We start from the raw sequence: 18567 nt of genomic DNA, 5'->3' as shown, positions 1-18567 counted from the left end.
AAATTGCTACTATTCTCGCAAACTATCTATTGGTACATATTCTTTTAATACCTCTGATTCAATAGCTTTGATGATTGACACTGCGGGGATAAATTTACAGGTATTTCCTGGACTAATTAATGGTTGCAGTTGATTTAAAGCTGAAGAACTACCGCACAATAATAAGCGATCGCCTGGTTGCAATTGCATACTCCCATCAGGAAAGCGCATAAATTTACCATCGCGCCTAATTGCTTGAATTTGCACCGAGTAAAGGCGGCGAATATCAAGTTCGGCAAGAGAGCGATCGATCGCTGGACTATCATCAGATACAATTAGCCAATGACAAGGATTATTATCTGCGGGTATTGTTGTATCACCCTTGGCTAATTCGTCAAAAGCTGCCATCTCTTCAGCTTCGCCGACAATTAATAAGCGATCGCCTTTTGCTAAAATCGTTTGGGCATCGGGATAATCAACTTCTGTGCCATCAGCACGGCGGATTGCCATCAAACTTACTCCTGTCAAATAGCGCATATCTGCTTCTTCTAGCGTCATACCTATTAATGGAGACTCTACAGGCATTGCATACCAACGACTATTCATATCTTGAGTAGCTAGCTGCAACTCACGCGTAACATCGTCAGGCGATCGCTCAGGGCGCAAATCGAGATAATGGCGATCGCGAATTTCTTGCATTTCTTTCTGCATATTATTAGGCGATAAACCCATACCTATAAGTAAATGCGTTGCTAGTTCCAAACTTGCCTCAAATTCTGGTTGTACGACTTCCCGTGCTCCTAATTGATAGAGAATTTCTATATCTTTATCGCGATCTGCTCTGACTACCAAATCTAACTCTGGAGACAATTCTAAAGCGCGTTTCAAGCATAGGCGGGTACTCATCGGATCGGGCAAGGTAATCGCTAACGATTGCGCCCGATCTACGCCAGCAGTTTCTAAGACGTGCAAGCTAGCAGCATTGCCATATACATAAGCTACTCCCGCCTCTCTTAATTGCTGAATGCGGCTTTCTGATTGTTCGATCACTACCAAAGGATAGCCGTGTTCTTGAACTAACCTAACTAAATTGCGCCCTACTCTGCCGTAACCGCAAATGACAATATGATTTTCCTGGGGTAGTTTTTCCGCAACAGCGATCGCTACATCTCGATCTTCTAATATCGCTCTTACCCAAGATAATTCTAATAATTTAGGTACTAGCCGCATCACAAACGGAGTCAGTACCAAAGTTACCGCCGTTGTACCCAAAATTAATAAATACACGCGGCGAGAAACTAGCCCCATAGCTTGCCCTTCGCTAGCTAAGACAAAGGAAAATTCTCCAATTTGAGCAAGTCCCAAACCAGCAATTAAAGCTGTTTTCCAGGGATAGCGAAAGATTTTCACTAAAGGCGTAACGATCGCAAACTTGCCCACAAATACTAGCAATACCAGTTGCAGAATCAACTCTAAGTTTTGCCACAAAAAGAAAGGATCGATTAACATCCCAATTGAGGCAAAAAATAAAGTCGCAAAAATATCCCTAAGCGGCTCTACATAAGTTAAAGTCTGATCTGCATACTCTACTTCCGAAATCATCAATCCGGCGACAAAAGCCCCCATCTCAATTGATAGCCCCAAATGTTCGGTAAGCAATGCAATACCCAAACACAGCGCTATTACCCCTAATAAAAATAACTCTTTGCTTTCAGTGCGAGCTAGCAACCTTAACAATGGTGGAATCAGCCAAATCCCCGCCGCTACTGCGCCAGCAGCAAATAAACCAATTCTAATTAGTGCTGTAATTACAGCTACGCCAATTGTTTCGGCGGGTTGTTCCAAAGCTGGCAAAACGGCAAGCATTAGCCCCAAAGCCAAATCTTGCACGACCAAAATGCCCAGCATAACTTGACCGTGAGGCGTTTCTGTCTCGCCGCGTTCCATCAAGCATTTCAGCACAACTGCTGTAGATGATAAAGATAAAATTGCCCCTAAAAATACGCCTTGCGGTGGAGAACTTACCCAGCCAAAACCTACAGATACCAAAGCAGTTCCCAAAATAGTCAAGGCAATTTGCAGTCCGCCACCACCCAGACTAATTAACTGAACTTTCTTTAGTTCGGCTAGAGAAAATTCGACTCCTAGAGCAAATAGTAAAAAAGCAACGCCAAATTGGGCTAGCGTCTCGACTTGGATCAATTCTTTAATTAATCCTAAGCCTGCTGGTCCTACAACCATGCCACCAACTAGATAACCTAACAAAACAGGTTGGCGACATAGTGCCGCCAGCAATCCACCTGCGGCAGCAGCAGCTAATACTGACACTAGATCGACAATTAGCCTAAAATCTTCTTGCACAAATTTATTAAAAAAACTATTAAGGTATATTAATTTTTACTGTAAAGCTTTTTTACCAAAGATTTCAAGCTGCAAAGCAAGAAGACAACCTAGAGAACAAAAATTGAATCCCCCTTGTCCCAAAAATGCACGCCTGACTACAGGAATATTTATTAACACATGGCATAATTACCATCGAGCCTACGATGCCTACATACTAAAATGCCTACACCGTTTTCTGACGCTAAACCTGCAATCCTCGTCCTTGCTGATGGCACTACTTATCGCGGTTGGTCTTTTGGTGCTAAAGGCACAGCCATCGGCGAAGTGGTTTTTAATACAGGAATGACAGGCTATCAAGAAGTATTGACCGATCCTAGCTATCGCGGTCAGATGATAGTTTTTACATATCCAGAACTGGGCAACACAGGTGTCAATCCTGACGATGAAGAATCAAACAGTCCGCAAGTGAGAGGAGCGATCGCGCGGAATATATGCGATCGTCCGAGCAATTGGCGATCGACAACTAGCTTGCCCGACTACCTTAAAGAACACAATATTCCTGGAATTTACGGTATCGATACCCGCGCTTTAACGCGCAAAATTCGCGTTGTCGGAGCCATGAATGGCGGTATTTCTACAGAAATACTCGATCCAGCAGAATTGCTAGAACAAGTGCAGGCAGCGCCTAGTATGATGGGCTTAAACTTGGTGCGCGAAGTTACGACACAAGCAGTATATGAATGGTCAGATCCAACTACATCAGTATGGGAATTTAAACCAGCAGCAATAGATGGTGCGGAAAAGCAACTTACTGTAGTAGCGATCGATTTTGGTGTCAAACGCAATATCTTACGCCGACTAGCAAGTTATGGTTGTCGAGTAATTGTAGTTCCAGCAAACACGTCAGCAGAGGAAATTCTTAAATACGAACCTGATGGGATATTTCTTTCAAATGGTCCTGGAGATCCAGCAGCAAACACCGAAGGAATTGAGACAACCAAAGCATTATTAAGCAGTCAAAAGCCAGTATTTGGGATTTGCATGGGTCATCAAATATTAGGTTTGTCATTAGGCGCTCAAACCTACAAGCTCAAATTCGGTCATCGCGGCTTAAATCAGCCTGCGGGTTTAGAGCAAAAAGTAGAAATTACCAGCCAAAACCACAGTTTCGCGATCGACCCCGATTCGTTGCCGAGTGCAGATGTAGAAATTACTCATCTCAACTTAAACGATCGCACAGTTGCCGGATTAAAGCACAAAACTTTGCCCATGTTCTCAGTCCAGTATCACCCAGAAGCCAGCCCTGGTCCTCATGATGCTGACTACTTATTCGAGCAATTTGTTCGAGCTATGCAACAGGGGAAGACAAAATAATTCGTAATTCGTAATTCGTAATTCGTAATTACAAACTTCAATTATGGATTACGGATTGCCGCCTTGCGGCGGAAGGGGGATCTTTTGGTCAAATTTCTGTCATTTTCCGGCAGGAATTTGTGCCACATTGTAATGTATTGATACAATCAATTGCTTTATTTACAAGGAAAAGTCGCGGTACTGGGCATGGTAAGTTTGACTCCTAATTCTAGCTTTAGTTTGACTTTACGCTTGGAAATTCCTAATCGGGTGGGAATGTTGGCTAGCGTTACAGGTGCGATCGCATCTTCTGGTGGTAATCTCGGTCAAATTGACCTTATCGAGCAAACCCGCGATTTTTCGATTCGAGATATTACTGTCGATGCTGCTAGTACCGAACACGCTGAGACGATTGTGGAAGCTGTTAAGGCTTTGCCAGAAATTAAAGTGATGGAAGTGTACGATCGCACGTTTAATTTGCATCGCGGCGGCAAAATTAGCATTAATAGTCGCATTGCGATTAAAAGTGTCTCTGATTTAGCAATGGCTTACACGCCAGGAGTTGGCAGAATTTGTACGGCGATCGCTCAAGATCCGGAACAAACTTATAATTTAACGATCAAGCAAAACACTGTGGCGATCGTTACTGATGGTAGCGCAGTATTAGGATTAGGCAATCTCGGTCCAGAGGCGGCTTTACCTGTGATGGAAGGTAAAGCGATGTTATTTAAGGAATTTGCGGGAATTGACGCTTTTCCCATTTGCCTTGCAACCCAGGATACGCAAGAAATTGTGGAGACGGTAAAACGTATTGCTCCAGTATTTGGCGGTGTAAATTTGGAAGATATTGCTGCGCCACGTTGCTTTGAAATTGAAAAGTTGCTTAGAGAGCAATTAGACATCCCGATTTTCCATGACGATCAACATGGTACGGCAATTGTGACTTTAGCAGCGTTAGTAAATGCGCTGAAATTGGTTAATAAGTCTATAGCCGAAATTAAAATCGTCATTAATGGTGCAGGTGCAGCCGGAGTTGCGATCGCTCGTTTGCTCAAAAAAGCCGGAGCGGAAACTATTTGGATGTGCGATTCCAAAGGGATTTTATCGACTCAGCGCCCAGATATGACACCGGAAAAGCTAGAATTTGCGATCGACAAAATGGGCGGTTTAGCTGCGGCGATGTCTGGTTCGGATGTATTTATTGGTGTCAGCGCTCCTGGTGTAGTTACGCCGGAAATGGTGCGCTCGATGGCTAAAGATCCGATTGTATTTGCAATGGCAAACCCAATTCCTGAGATTCAACCAGAATTAGTTACTAACGATGTGGCGGTAATGGCAACAGGTAGAAGCGACTACCCCAATCAAATTAATAACGTGTTAGCCTTTCCTGGCGTATTTCGCGGCGCTTTAGATTGTCGCGCTAAGACAATTACGACAACAATGTATCTAGAGGCAGCTTATGCGATCGCCTCTTTAGTTAAACCCTCTGACCTCAACCGCCAACATATCGTTCCTTCAGTATTTGACGAGCGAGTATCAGTTGCAGTTGCAGGTGCAGTCCAAAGAGCAGCCAGACAAGAAGGAATTGCAGGTAATTGATATATGTAGAGACGTAGCAGTGCTACGTCTCTACATCTTCAGCATTGATTCAATCTATGGCTCGGATTCTAGAAGTAGCATAGAAGCAAGAGAAACTGTTTCATGCCGAAACAAATATTGCAGGCGATCGCACTTTTCCTACATAGGAGGCTAAAAATGAACGCAGCATCAATTAAACAAGAGGCGCAGCGACTCGTTGAGGAGCTTGATGAAAATGCCACCTGGGACGATTTAATGTATAAAATTTATGTTAGACAAGCTATTGAAGCAGGATTAAAAGATAGTGAGGCTGGACGGAAACTTGATGTAAGTCAGGTTCGCGCTAGGTTTGGACTTCAGCCATGAAAGTGGTGTGGACGGAAACTGCAATCAACCAATTGCAAGCCATTTACGGTTACATAGCCCAAAATTCGGTAGTTTACGCACATCAAGTTGTAGATAGAATTACTCGACGCTCAGAGCAAATTGCAGAGTTTCCCAACTCAGGGCGGATAGTTCCAGAATTTCGTGAAGAGAATATTCGTGAAATAATTGAACGACCATACAGGATTATTTATCGGATTGAAGAAGGTGAGGTTGACATTTTAGCGATCGTGCATGGTTCTCAAGTGTTATGACAGCTAAATAATAGGAGCCAGGAAAGCTTATAGTCTATTGTAAAATGGCAAAACTAGAAAAGTATCGTCAGTACATTCAAAAGCTGTTGATACAATATGGAAGCTATGAGCCTTTTGTAGAGGGGGTTGAAGTTCAATTAATTTTCGATCCTATTCGAGACCATTATCAGATTTTAGATATTGGTTGGATTGAGTGCGATCGCATTTATAACTGTGTGATGCACTTGGATATCAAGGATGAGAAGATTTGGATTCAACGGAACATGACAGATATTCAGATTGCAGAAGAGTTAGTAGAAATGGGTGTGACTAGAGAAGATATTGTGTTGGGTTTACAAGTTCCCTACAAACGTCAGTACACGCAATACGGTGTAGCTTGAGTAATAATACTATCTTGAATCAGGGTTGTTACAATACCAGTAGCCATAAGTATCTCGTCTGCGCTATTTACCGCCTGAATTTTATTAATAGGCAGATTTAGATTTAGCATCAATGCCTATGGACGAAAACGAACAAACGCTGCTCGTGCAGCTAGATGAAGCTTTAGAACTTGCCTTTCGCAAAGCTGTTGTGCTAGCGAGGCGCGTTTGCATGGGCGAACGCATCTACGCTTTCATCCTCTATACGTCCCCTTTGCTTGGGTACGCTGCTCCATGTTTCAATACTGAAGAAGCCCTCGCCCAAGTCATAAAGGAGAATAAATCCATTGATTATTGGCGATGGTCGCCAGAAGAATGGAAGTACAATTGGCAGGGGCAGGAGTTTTTCGAGTCCGTAAATGAAATTCTCATTTCAATAGCTCAAAGTCAAGGGTACGAAGCACCTAAGCGCCAACGCCGATGGGATACATTTATTCAAGTGCTTAAACGCTTGGATTCGGAGGGAGTTTTCGCAGATGCTCAGGATCGCGGTTCTGTACTTGTAAATATCATGTGGGGCGACCAGGATGCTGTTGCACACTTGGAATCTGCTAGGGAGTTAAATCCTATGTCTAGCTACCTAAGTTTTGCAAGGTGTCAACTTCCAATACTCTATAGCTTGAAGCAGGAGATCGAACAGAGTCAATCGAGATCCACAGAGGAAAGTATGATGCGGGTTTGCCGTTGTATAGAGCAGGTAGAGGCGGACTTACGCGACTATAGCTAGAGTATTAATCATTAAAAATTTATAGCTAGTCTTTCTGCTAGAGCAGTCATATTTAAGCTATTTAATATGCTAGATTTTATCGGACGTTTTTCGTCCCAGAAAATTAAGGAACAATAGTAATCTAGGGCTGTTTGAGAAGTCAATAGTTTGAATGTTTGCTGGGCAGCTTGTTCGTCTTCAAAGCTGAGAAAGTAGACAGTATCATCAAAAACAGTAGATTTACCATTATTTTCTCCAACTAATCGAAAATCTAGTTTTTTATACAATCCGCAAATCGCAATTTTCCAAGGTGCAAATGTGTACGATCCAACTCCAAATATAGAAAAACGCGAATTTTTTTTATAAACTTTACTTTTTCTCTTATCTAAATATTCTGAATGATTTGTCAAATAGTTCCAAGTTTTAGGAGCTATACTTTGTATATATTCAGTTGATTCACCAATATATCTTTGAGTAACTAAAACATATCGCTCGATGCTTTGCGTACGATTTTGAGCAACATCAGAACCTTTAACTAAAGGAAATAGACAAGTATCCTCAATATCAATAACTTCTCCCAGCCCATTCACAAACATATTATCAACTTTGCGAAATTCCATTACATTTGAACAATCATGTTTGATCCCAGAGCGCCATTTTGCGTCCATCCTTGGATTGTGTAAATCTTTTAGTCTATCAAAAGAGGTTATATCTCTAATTTGAGTATTGTTTCGATACCCTATTCGGTAATAGTTATCAGCATCAAAACTACTGAAGACATCACAAAAATATTTTTTTACATTCGAGTCAAATTTGCAAAAAAGAAGACAAGCATCAACACTTGCAGCAAAATATTTTTTTGTATCTATTTTATAAGTCGCACAGTAAGCAAGATTTAGCTCTTTAGAGTAAATGTAATTCAAGAGTTTTCTGGAAACAGAAGTTTTGCATAACATTGCTAGATAGGCTTCACGATCGCGTAACCATTGAATAGAATTAATCAACATCCATTCAGAAATATCAAAGTTACTCTTGCCTGCGATCGCATCTAAACCCTTATGATTTTGAAAATTAGTTTTTTGTGGCAAGTTTCTACCACCAATTGCGCCTTGCTGAGAATTAGTAACCCAAGGAAAGTTTCCCAATAATAAGATTTTCTTATTAGTAAACTGGGCTATTAATGAAGACCAATCAAACTCAAAAAAATTTCCTTGTTGAACTTGAATTCTTCCATCTTGTGAAATTTGATTATTTTTACCTATCTGTTCTAAGTAATCATGATTTACTTCAATTCCAATGATTTTACTTGCTGATTGAAACGAACGTGCAGAAGCCTCAACAAAGTTACCTGTGCCGCAAGTTGGCTCAATAATAATGTCAGGACTTACGCCAAGCTCTAGCAATTTATAGCAAATTTTCTCAGCTAGCTCTAGCGGAGTTTGAAAGTCTCCGTACTCCACTTTTAGCTTAGGGACAACCTGAATCATAACACCGACTTATAAACAGCAAATATACCTTCTTCTTGCCCAGCACGCTCAATGACTCTGCTATATTGCAGCCGCCACTGCAAAGCGTTAGAAATTGTTAAAAATCCCTGAACTGGAGGAGCCATAAGTATTTCATCTGCAATATTTGCTGCCTCAATTTCATCAACAGGTAGATTGCGATCGAGCATAAACGCAATCAAGTCATCTTTATTGCCTTCATTGGCTAAAATATTACGAATTCCACGAGTCATCTGAAAATCTGCTGTTCTCTCAGCAGTTACATAAATGGTGTGTAGAACTCTTAGAGTTGCTGTTCGGTTCGTGCTATCGTCTGTCTTGTCGTAAACAAAAACAATTAGCGAATACCCAAGACCAAAAATCTTTTGTCGTGCCGATTTGAAGGGACATGACGATTGAGATTGTCTAACGCTAGTTACTTTTACGTCAACAAGCAAACCTGGAAAGTCTATGCCACTTGCTGAATTGCCCTCTAAAAACTCATATTTTGCTTTTAGATAAAGCCTGAACTTCTGCTTTATATATGTTCCCACAGCTTTACCATCTGTGACACCGTAGAGGAGCGGTTCTGGATGCCGAGACTCGGCAGCAGAAAAAATTGCTGCTTCAGCACATAGGGTTTCTACGGTCAATATTGGCATGGGCATATCTAAAAGTTGTGTCGAGTATCATATCGCGATCCTTGAGTTATTGGCATAACTATTCCTAGCGCCAGCAAGCTAATAACTTAACTGAGAGAGGTTATCTGCGGCAAACAAAACAGAATGCTGCCAAAGGGCAGCAAGACAAGAAAAGATAGCAGGCAATTAGGTAGGAAAGATAGCTATTAGTTTTGACAGAGAAGGGCAGTATCCTACAAGAGGTTATTGCTCTTTCTGTATTGCTACCACTATATGAACAATCCCCAAACCCCAGAAAAACAAATACTCGATCGCGAACGCCGCGAAATTTTGCAGCAATTAGAAGATTGGCTAGATATGCCCATGCTGGTGCTGGGCTTTATTTGGCTGGTGCTATTTCTAATCGAGTTGATTTGGGGGCTAAACCCATTTTTGGAAGTAGTGGGGATAGTTATCTGGATACTATTTATTCTTGATTTTGCGCTCGAATTTACCCTCGCTCCGCGCAAAATAACTTATTTAAAAACTAACTGGCTAACTGTTATTTCCCTCATCTTACCTGCATTGCGGGTATTTAGAATTGCTCGCGTTTTGCGCGTGCTGCGTACAGCTAGAGCAACTCGTGGCTTGCGCCTTGTGGGAGTAATTACCCGCACCAATCGCGGGATGCGATCGCTTGCTGCAAGCCTAACTAGACGCGGCTTTGGCTATGTAGTAGCCCTAACGTTAGTAATTACCTTAGTTGGAGCAGCGGGAATGTATGCCTTTGAAAGTAATATCGATAATGGTAGAGGCTTAAACGATTATGGCACTGCGTTGTGGTGGACGGCGATGTTAATGACAACATTAGGCTCAGACTATTCGCCCCAAACTGCCGAAGGAAGAGTGCTTTGTTTTATTTTGGCGCTGTATGCTTTTGCTGTATTTGGCTACTTAACAGGTGCGATCGCTACATTTTTTATCGGTACTGACGCTGAAAATGATAATGCTGAGATTGCTGGGGCTAAATCTATTCAAGCCCTACATGACGAAATTGCTGCTTTACGCGCCGATATTCAAAATTTATCTCGCCAGAGCGATCGCTAGCAGTATCAAGCCGCAAGGCGGCAAATCCTAATTACGAATTACGAATTATTCAGGAGTGCCAAAACGGTAGCCTTTACCATACACAGTGTGAATTAGCTGACTTTCTCCAGGAGCTTCAATTTTGCGCCGTAGTAAGCGAATCAAAGCGGCTAACACATTACTACTAGGTTGTTCGCCACCGTCAGACCATAAGTGTTGGTAAATCTGTACGTGAGTTAGCAATTGACCGTTATTTTCTATCAAATAGGCAAGCAGTTGCGTTTCTTTTTCGGATAGCTCAATTGTGCGTCCTAGGCGATATCCTAGCTGGTTTTCACAATCTAACTCAAAATCTGCGACCTTGAGCCTTTGAGAACCAGTAGTGGCGCTGTCAGATGCCGCACGACGCAAAAGTGCGCGGACTCTTGCTAATAACTCTCTCAGTTCAAAAGGCTTAACTAAATAGTCGTCCGCACCAGCATCCAATCCTTGCACGCGATCGTCTATTGTATCTTTGGCAGTAAGAAATAATACAGGCGTTGTTTGTCCGCTCTGGCGCACTTCCTGACAAATCTCTAATCCAGTTTTATCTGGTAGCATCCAATCTAGGATCAATAAGTCATACCCACTATTTGCTGCAAGTTCGCTTCCCGAAGCTCCAGCATAAGCTACATCTACACTGTAACCTTCACGCTTTAGCACTCGACTAAGCGGTTCGGTTAATTCAACTTCATCATCAACTAGAAGTATCCGCATTTCCGCTATGATTATGCCCGACGCTTGAATATACTATTGCTCAAATTATGCTGACTGTTGCATTGCCCAAAGGCGCACTCCTAAAAGATAGCATCCGCTTATTGCAATCTGTAGGACTTGATTTTAGTGCTTTTTTAGATTCATCTAACAGACAATTGCAAATTCAAGATCCCACCGGAACAGCCAAAGCTTTACTCGTTCGGGCGCACGATGTTCCAGTATATGTAGAATACGGTCAAGCACAATTAGGCATTGTTGGTTACGATGTACTGCGCGAAAAACAGCCTCAAGTTGCTCATCTAATCGATTTAGGGTTTGGGCTTTGTCGTCTATCAGTTGCAGTCAAGCAGTCTAGTCCCTATCGCTCGGCTTTGGAATTGCCACCACATGGTAGAGTTGCATCTAAGTTTGTCAACTGCGCTAAAGATTATTTTGATAGCTTAGATTTGCCTGTGGAAATTGTGCCTCTGTACGGTTCGGTAGAGTTAGGACCAATTACTGGGATGTCTGAAGCAATTGTCGATTTGGTTTCTACAGGGCGGACTTTGCAAGAAAATGGCTTAATTGAAATCGAGACGCTGTTTACCAGTACGGCGCGGTTAATTGCCCATCCTTTGAGTTATCGTCTCAATACAGGTAATTTGCACCAGCTAGTCGAACAAGCTAGAGCAGCAATCCTAACTAAAGTCTAAATGTACTAGCAGGCGATCGCATTTATCCTCAGCAGAAACCTGACCAATAAAACCATAAATTACGAATTACGAATTATCTAGTCAGGTATCTACAACACCTATCAGTTAGTTATCCGCACCCGCAGGTGATGGACTATTATCTTTAATTACATTTAGTTGTTGCAACAACAGCAAATTTTCTGGCTCCAAGAAACTTCGTAAGTAAGGCATTTGGTTGAGCAAGGCTATTTCTACTTGACAAGATTGTTGTAAAATTTCTACACAGCGCTCGCGCTGCATTCCTGGTCCTATACCTTTAAGCAAGCCAATTGCCATGTTTAGTTTGGGCATCGCGTCGCGTACTTCTTGCTGCAACTGCTGTAAAACTTCTCCTTGACTATTTACAGATTGTTGTAGTTCTTGCACTTTTTGCTGCAATGTCTCTACGCGATCGCGTTCTGTTTTAAATTGCTGTAAAATAACTGCTTGTTTGGAAAACCGAGAATAAATTGCTCCTAATAATTCTGCCCTGGTAAATGGTTTGGTAAGATAATCATCTGCTCCTAAATCCATTCCCTGACGGATATCTGCTTTATCAGCCATTGCTGTCAGGAAAATAAAGGGTATAGTTGCAGTTGTTGGTACTTGGCGTAAGGCACTTAGCACTTCATAGCCATCAACTTCTGGCATCATCACATCGCAGATAATTAAGTCTGGTAGATGCTCCTGCGCCCATATTGCACCGATAAAGCCATTTTCTGCGCCCACAGCCTCGAACTCTTCAGCTTCAAGTAGTTCTAATATGTTGGCTCTTACGGGTGGTTCGTCTTCAATTACAAGAATCTTTTTCATGTTTTCATCCTTAATTTATTCAGAAAAATTTTGCCTGCGATCGTTTTTTATTGCATTCAATATAATTCGCAGTTCTTATTAAGTAAATGTTTCTTAGTAATCTTTGTCTGCTATTTATAATTGTCTTGTTAATTCATAACATAGTATTGCAAAAATTGCATAGTACCGGGTAACTTTCGCTCTGAATTTAACAGCATATTTATAGCTTAGAGCATAGATATTACGTACACAAAGCAAAATATAAAATTATTAGTTTATTGCTGAATTTGTACTGCTACTAATTGGAATAGATACAGTGAAAGCAGTACCAAAACCCAGTTCGCTTTGAACTGCAATTGTGCCGCCGTGTAAATCTACAGATTTTTTAACAATTGCTAAACCTAAGCCAGTACCGGAGATAGTACCTACATTACTTGCCCTATGGAAAGAATTGAATAAATTATCTAAATCTGTTGTAGGAATACCAATTCCATCATCTTGAATGCGAAAGATTGCATTAGTATAATTGCAATCAAAATCAAAGCAGATATCACCACCTTGAGGCGAATATTTGATCGCATTTGTAAGTAAATTGCTGAGAATATGACGCAACAACTTTTCATCCATGCAAACATTAGTACATTGTGCAGAAAGCTGAAAATTAATCGTATGAGAGCTAGTAGTAAGTTGGACTTCCTCTACTAAATCCCGACAAAACTCTTCTACATTTAAGAGCATTGGTTTGAAATCTAATTTTCCAGCTTCAGCTTTGCCAATTAGCAGCACATCATCCAACAAGTGAGTCATGTGTTTGACGCTAGATTGAATGCGTTGCAGGTGAGTCGCTTTTTTTTCTTCACTCCATTTATGGCTATAGTATTCGAGTAATTCAGTTGAAGATAAAATTGTGGCTAAAGGAGTGCGAAACTCGTGAGATGCCATAGTTACAAACCGCGATTTAAGTTCGCTCAATTCTTTCTCCTTTTCCAAAGCAGTGCGGATGTCTGTTTCTACTCGCTTGCGTTCTGTAATATCGCGGATAATTGCCATGACTTCATTTTCAGCACTAACAGCAATCCGCGCTTCAAAGTCGAGTAAATTGCCGTTTAATAGCAATTGATACTCAAAAATTTGCACGTTGCCAGTAGCTAGAGCTAGTTGCACGCAGTCCATTAGAGGCATAGCAACATCTTGCGGAAATACATCAGACAAATTTTTGCCTAAAAATTCAGCAGTAGGAAGGGGTAGATAATTATCTTTGGCTGCTTTGGAGTTGACAAAAACGCCTTCATGATTAATACGGAACATACAGTCAGGAATAGCATTGAGCAGCGCTCTATTAGTAGCTACACTCGATCGCAATGCATCTTCAGCGCGTTTGCGATCGCTAATATCTGTAGAAATGCCGCAGACAGCATAAGGCTCTCCTGCAGCATCAAACAGGGGAAACTTGATTGCAACATAAGTATGAGATCCATCACTTTGCAAAACAGTCTCTTCCCAATCTAAAGGGCTTCTAGCTTCTAGCACCTTAAGATCGTTAGTGCGATAGCTATCTGCTATTTCCTTGGGAAATAACTCGTAGTCAGTTTTACCTTTGATATATTCGCGATCGATATTCAATAAAATTCCCGCCCAAGCATTGATCATCAGATATCTGCCTTGGAGGTCTTTGACATAAATCAAGGCTGTAGAGTTATCCAAAATTGCCTGCAAACGCTGTTCGCTCTCGCGCAAAGCTTCTTGAGATTGCCTGCGTTCAGTGATATCGCGCACTACTAAAGAAAAACCGCGTAGTTTGCCATTGCGATCGCGCAATGCTGTAACTATCTCATTGACCCAAATCCGCGCCCCATCTTTGCCGATGCGCCAACCTTCAGTTTCAATTTGTCCGTCTACTTTAGCTACCTGCAATATTTGCGCGGGAACATTTATATAGTTGTCTTCTTTGATGTAGAAACAAGAAAAATGCTTGCCGATAATTTCTGAAGTTTCATAGCCCTTAATTCTCTCTGCGCCACTATTCCAACTTACAATATACCCATTAGGGTCGAGCATAAATGTAGCAAAGTCCTTCCCACCTTCTACTAAGAGGCGAAAACGCTCCTCGCTATCTTTAAGCGCTTCTTCCGCCCGCTTGCGCTGGATTAAGGAGCCTAATTGAGTCGCTGCAGTCACAACAATTTCTACCAGGCGTTTATTTTCGCTTGATGCTTCAAACATGAAAAATACGAGAACGGCTAAAACGCGATCGCCATCAATAATCGGAATACCTAGCCCGCCTTTAAAGCCTACGTCAATCGCCAAACCTTTTCTCAGGAAAAATGTTTCCGGTTCGCAAGAAACATCTTGAATCCACTCAGGATTTTTGGACAACCATACGCGCCCTGGTAAGCCCGCGCCAGGGGCAAAGGTATAGCTATGGCTCAATTGCCTAAATTTCTCTAAATTTGGGCTAGCACCATACCATGCAGGGCTACACTCCAGCATTGTGCGATCGCTATTGGGAATCCACGCTTCGCCAAATTTCCAACCTGTAAAGTCGCATACCTGTTGCAAAGTCACTTCTAATGCTGAGTGAAAATTGGCAGATTCAGTAATTGCTTGAGTCATAGTTTGCAGAAAACGAACTTCCTCTTCTACTCTTTGACGCGTAGCGATCTCGTTCCGCAATAATTCATTAGCCTTAATTAGTTCTGCTGTGCGTTCTCGAACTTTTTGTTCTAATTCGTCGCGGGCTTGTTTTATTTCTGCTTCTACCAGCTTGCGATCGCTAATATCGCGGACAATAGCTAATACCTCATCTTCACCACTAGCGACAATCCGCGCTTCTTGGCTGCGAAGGCTACCGTCTACTGGTAGTTGATATTCAAAAATTTGCGCCTCGCCTGTTGCTAGCGCTTTTTCTACGTAATGCATCCGCTGGCTTGCTACTTCTTTTGGCAATACTTCGTACTCGTTTTTGCCTAATAAATGGCTGTCTGTAGGTTGCTGATTGTCTATTTTGGCAGGTATGTAGTCGAGATAAGTGCCGTCAGAGTTGATGCGTAGCATTAAATCTGGGACAGCACTAAGTAAAGCTCGATTTCTAGCTTCACTTTCGCGTAATGCTATTTCTGTTTGCTTGCGTTGGGTAATATCGACAAAGTAACTTCTAATTAAATCGCTCTCGGCGATGTAATGAATAGATTGTTCGTAGACTGTAGTATCTATTTCTACCTCGCGGATAGAAAATCTTGCTCCCTCCCGCTTAACGCTCTCTAATACTCCTACCAGTAATGGGCAAGGGTTTTCGCGAATATCTGGAAATTGTGCTAGGGCAGCAGGATTTAAATAAGTAATATTGCCAGCTAAATCGATTTCAATAATTGGATTGGAGTTTAGTTCGGGAAAAGAAGCTAATCTTACTAGCATAGCTTCGCTAGCATCTTCTCGATCTACTCCAATTATGGTTTGAGCATTGGGCGATTCTGTTGGCGCATCAAGATCGCTAGCGACATAATACTTTGCTTGCACATCGCTGCTAAAAGCAATTTCATCGCCATGTTTGAGATCGTGGGCAAAGCAGCGTTCTCCGTTGATAATTAAACCATTGGTACTGCGTTTACCTTGTAAGTTGCCATCAACAATCCGAAATAAGTGCCGATCGCATCCTGGCATAGTCACCCGCAGTAAGATCGCGTGCTGTCTGGAAACTAAGTGAGAGTAAAGTACAATTGAGTTGCTAGAATCGCGCCCAATTGAACAAGTAGCCGCTTCTAGGGTAATGATACGTTTGCCTTGCTTGTCTTCAATTACCAGTAGATGGTCAAGTTGTTTGCTTTGGCTCTCTGACACTGCACTTTAGGTATTTTTCAAGAGGTTGCTCATAGTGTTCCCAATTTGAAACGAAAAGATACAACTTAAGAACATTTATTGAGCAGATTTTTTTCTAAATAGGTAAAATCCCTCCCCTGAAAAGGAGAGGGATAATTATTATGGGAAAATTTAAATTTGGTTTGAATCAAAAAATATTAAAAAATGTAAAGCATCAGTGCATCTACGGAGTATTTCAACTCTAAGCCTGGGAAGAAACCGACACAGCATTATTGGTCTGGCAAGCAGAATTATCGGCTTTAAAAAAGCTAGTGACAAATTGACCGATTCTTTGCCCAATTGTACGGCGCTCTACTCCTAACACTCTGTCATAGCTAGCGTAACAATCTTTGTAACGACCTAAGTGATTTAACGCAGCACCTCGGAACAGCCATGCTTGACGATCGCTATTGTCAATTTCTAGAGCGCGATCGCAGCACGATAGAGCTTCAGCATAACGTTGGAGGTGAATTAACACAACTGAGCGCATTACCCAAGCAGCATTATTATCTGGTTGAAAAGCTACAGCTTGGTTAAGTTGCTCTAGCGCTTCGGTGTAGTTACCGATATTAGCTAATTCATTACCTTTTGCAAACCAAACATTCTCAGATTCAGTGGTGGTGATGTTAGAAACTGCTGTATCGATCATGGCTAGGTAACTGTAATTAACTTTCAAAAATGGACAAGTGTAAAGTTGGCTGCAATTGACGAGCGCCAATTACTAGCTAGATAACTGATTTAAACTGAGTAAGCTTTTACTGGAGTTGCACGCTTAAAGTGAGATAAGAACTTGATGTTTACCGTTCTGATTTCGCTCAAGTAGGACTCGATTGCTTATATACAATTTATAACAGCGTAAACAATTGCAGCAAAACAGTAACTTTACTGAAAAAAATATAAAGTTATCTTTATATATCTTTAGTCTTGTGGCGATCGCTCGTCAGTAATTTGTTGCGCTGGTACTACTAAGACTTTGTCAACGCGATTGCCATCCATATCCATCACTTCAAAGCGCATTCCATCCCATTCAAAGCTATCGGCGGCGTTGGGTATGCGTCCCAAATGGGTAATCACAAAACCACCCAAAGTTTGATAGCTACCGCGATGTTCGCCTTGGGGTTCGTGAACTCCAAATAGTTCAAAAAATTCATCTACAGCTAACATTCCATCTAGCAGCCAAGAACCATCATCTCTTTGCACTGCTTGCGGATCTTCTAATTCATCAGCAGAAGGCACATCGCCAACAATTTCTACTAAAATATCGTTTAATGTCACCAAACCTTGAATTACGCCGTATTCATCGACTACTAGCGCCATGTGAGTTCCGGTTTGTTTGAATAATTCCAACACCTTCAAACCGCGCGTGCTTTCTGGTACAAATACAGGCTGACGTAAAGAAACTGTTAAGTCCAAAGCTTCGCCAGATAAACTACGGGCGAGTAAGTCAGTAACGGGCATAATTCCCAACACGTTATCTAATCCAGCTTGACAGACAGGAAAGCGCGAATTAGCGCTATCGATCATTTTTTTGCGATTTTCTTCTGCCGAGTCTTCCAAATCTAGCCAGACAATATCTGGGCGTGGTGTCATTAAAGCACTAACTGGGCGATCGCCTAAACGAAAAACCCTCTCTACCATGTCTTGTTCGGCTTCCTCGAACATTCCAGCTTCCGTACCTTGTTCGATCAAGACCTTGATTTCTTCTTCAGTTACTTGCGGTTCAGTAGAAGCACTGATACCTAAAATTCGCAATACTAAGTCTGTAGAGGCGCTTAATAAGTGTACTACTGGAGAAGCGATCGCGGCGATCGTTCGCATGGGCTTTGCTACGTTAGCAGCAATGGTTTCGGGGCTATTTAAAGCGAGGCGTTTGGGGACTAATTCACCGACAATTAACGATAAGTAGGTGATGGTGGCGACGACAACTCCAAAGGATAGTGCTTGACTGTAAGGTGCTAGCCAGGAGACTCGATCTAAATTGTTTGCCAATCTTGCAGAAATAGTTGCTCCGCCAAAAGCACCAGCTAAAATACCAATCAGGGTAATGCCAACTTGGACGGTAGATAAAAAGCGATTGGGTGCATCTGCCAATTCCAAGGCTACTCGTGCTTTTTTGTCTCCTTGATTTGCCATGTTTTGCAGGCGGACTTTGCGTGAAGAGACAATTGCCATTTCAGACATAGCAAATACGCCGTTGGCGAAGATCAAAAGGAGAATGAGTAGAATCTCGAAGGTGATAGAGGACATT

At 41.9% G+C, this 18567-nt stretch carries 16 protein-coding genes; 8 read left to right on the top strand and 8 right to left on the bottom strand.

Annotated features, from left to right (window positions below):
• Positions 1-9: 9 nt before the first annotated feature.
• A complete protein-coding gene (locus UH38_RS16335; RefSeq protein ID WP_045055734.1) occupies positions 10-2340 on the bottom strand; it encodes a cation:proton antiporter in 2331 nt (776 codons plus the stop codon).
• Positions 2341-2541: 201 nt separating this feature from the next.
• Here UH38_RS16335 and carA point away from each other — a divergent pair, with 201 nt between their 5' ends.
• The 6 genes from carA to UH38_RS16305 all read left to right on the top strand — a co-directional run bounded on the left by carA (position 2542) and on the right by UH38_RS16305 (position 7037).
• Complete coding sequence (carA, locus tag UH38_RS16330; protein WP_045055733.1) at positions 2542-3696, top strand: glutamine-hydrolyzing carbamoyl-phosphate synthase small subunit; 1155 nt, start codon at positions 2542-2544, stop codon at positions 3694-3696.
• A gap of 186 nt (positions 3697-3882) precedes the next feature.
• Positions 3883-5274 carry a malic enzyme-like NAD(P)-binding protein gene (locus tag UH38_RS16325; protein WP_045055732.1) on the top strand — a complete coding sequence of 464 codons (1392 nt, stop codon included), beginning with the start codon at positions 3883-3885 and terminating at the stop codon, positions 5272-5274.
• Between the two features lie 156 nt (positions 5275-5430).
• Positions 5431-5619, top strand: a complete 189-nt coding sequence (locus UH38_RS16320; protein ID WP_045055762.1) for a hypothetical protein — start codon at positions 5431-5433, stop codon at positions 5617-5619.
• Positions 5616-5891, top strand: a complete 276-nt coding sequence (locus UH38_RS16315) for a type II toxin-antitoxin system RelE/ParE family toxin (RefSeq protein ID WP_045055731.1) — start codon at positions 5616-5618, stop codon at positions 5889-5891. The genes UH38_RS16320 and UH38_RS16315 overlap by 4 nt, the downstream gene beginning before the upstream one ends.
• A gap of 44 nt (positions 5892-5935) precedes the next feature.
• Positions 5936-6271: a XisI protein gene (locus tag UH38_RS16310; protein ID WP_045055730.1), complete on the top strand. Its 336-nt coding sequence runs from the start codon at positions 5936-5938 to the stop codon at positions 6269-6271.
• A gap of 118 nt (positions 6272-6389) precedes the next feature.
• On the top strand, positions 6390-7037 hold the full coding sequence (locus UH38_RS16305; RefSeq protein WP_160295979.1) for a DUF4303 domain-containing protein: 648 nt from the start codon (positions 6390-6392) through the stop codon (positions 7035-7037).
• Between the two features lie 11 nt (positions 7038-7048).
• On the opposite strand, the gene UH38_RS16300 is transcribed toward UH38_RS16305, so the two are convergent.
• Together UH38_RS16300 and UH38_RS16295 are read right to left on the bottom strand one after the other, a co-directional pair.
• Positions 7049-8503, bottom strand: coding sequence for a class I SAM-dependent methyltransferase (locus UH38_RS16300; RefSeq protein WP_045055728.1), 1455 nt, complete (start codon positions 8501-8503; stop codon positions 7049-7051).
• Entirely contained in the window at positions 8500-9162 is a 663-nt protein-coding gene (locus UH38_RS16295; protein ID WP_045055761.1) for a type II restriction-modification system restriction endonuclease, read from the bottom strand. Before UH38_RS16295 ends, UH38_RS16300 begins: the two co-directional genes overlap by 4 nt.
• Positions 9163-9414: 252 nt before the next feature.
• Here UH38_RS16295 and UH38_RS16290 point away from each other — a divergent pair, with 252 nt between their 5' ends.
• The gene (locus UH38_RS16290) at positions 9415-10227 is read left to right on the top strand and encodes a potassium channel family protein (RefSeq protein ID WP_045055727.1); all 813 of its coding nucleotides are present in this window, start codon (positions 9415-9417) and stop codon (positions 10225-10227) included.
• A gap of 45 nt (positions 10228-10272) precedes the next feature.
• Here UH38_RS16290 and UH38_RS16285 read toward each other — a convergent pair whose 3' ends face one another.
• Complete coding sequence (locus UH38_RS16285) at positions 10273-10962, bottom strand: response regulator transcription factor (RefSeq protein WP_045055726.1); 690 nt, start codon at positions 10960-10962, stop codon at positions 10273-10275.
• Between the two features lie 47 nt (positions 10963-11009).
• On the opposite strand from UH38_RS16285, the gene hisG reads away from it, so the two are divergent.
• A complete protein-coding gene (hisG, locus tag UH38_RS16280) occupies positions 11010-11654 on the top strand; it encodes an ATP phosphoribosyltransferase (protein ID WP_045055725.1) in 645 nt (214 codons plus the stop codon).
• A gap of 105 nt (positions 11655-11759) precedes the next feature.
• On the opposite strand, the gene UH38_RS16275 is transcribed toward hisG, so the two are convergent.
• From UH38_RS16275 to UH38_RS16255, 4 genes are all read right to left on the bottom strand, one after another.
• Positions 11760-12485, bottom strand: coding sequence for a response regulator (locus UH38_RS16275; protein WP_045055724.1), 726 nt, complete (start codon positions 12483-12485; stop codon positions 11760-11762).
• 249 nt (positions 12486-12734) lie between these two features.
• On the bottom strand, positions 12735-16301 hold the full coding sequence (locus UH38_RS27270) for a PAS domain S-box protein (RefSeq protein WP_052672422.1): 3567 nt from the start codon (positions 16299-16301) through the stop codon (positions 12735-12737).
• Between the two features lie 220 nt (positions 16302-16521).
• On the bottom strand, positions 16522-16968 hold the full coding sequence (locus UH38_RS16260) for a tetratricopeptide repeat protein (protein WP_052672421.1): 447 nt from the start codon (positions 16966-16968) through the stop codon (positions 16522-16524).
• A 269-nt stretch (positions 16969-17237) separates the two neighbouring features.
• Positions 17238-18566, bottom strand: a complete 1329-nt coding sequence (locus UH38_RS16255; RefSeq protein ID WP_045055723.1) for a hemolysin family protein — start codon at positions 18564-18566, stop codon at positions 17238-17240.
• Position 18567 lies beyond the last annotated feature (1 nt).

Source organism: Aliterella atlantica CENA595 (assembly GCF_000952155.1).
Taxonomy (GTDB): Bacteria; Cyanobacteriota; Cyanobacteriia; order Cyanobacteriales; family Chroococcidiopsidaceae; genus Aliterella; species Aliterella atlantica.
Note: the sequence above shows the minus strand (reverse complement) of the source record. Positions and strands in the feature narration are given on the sequence as shown.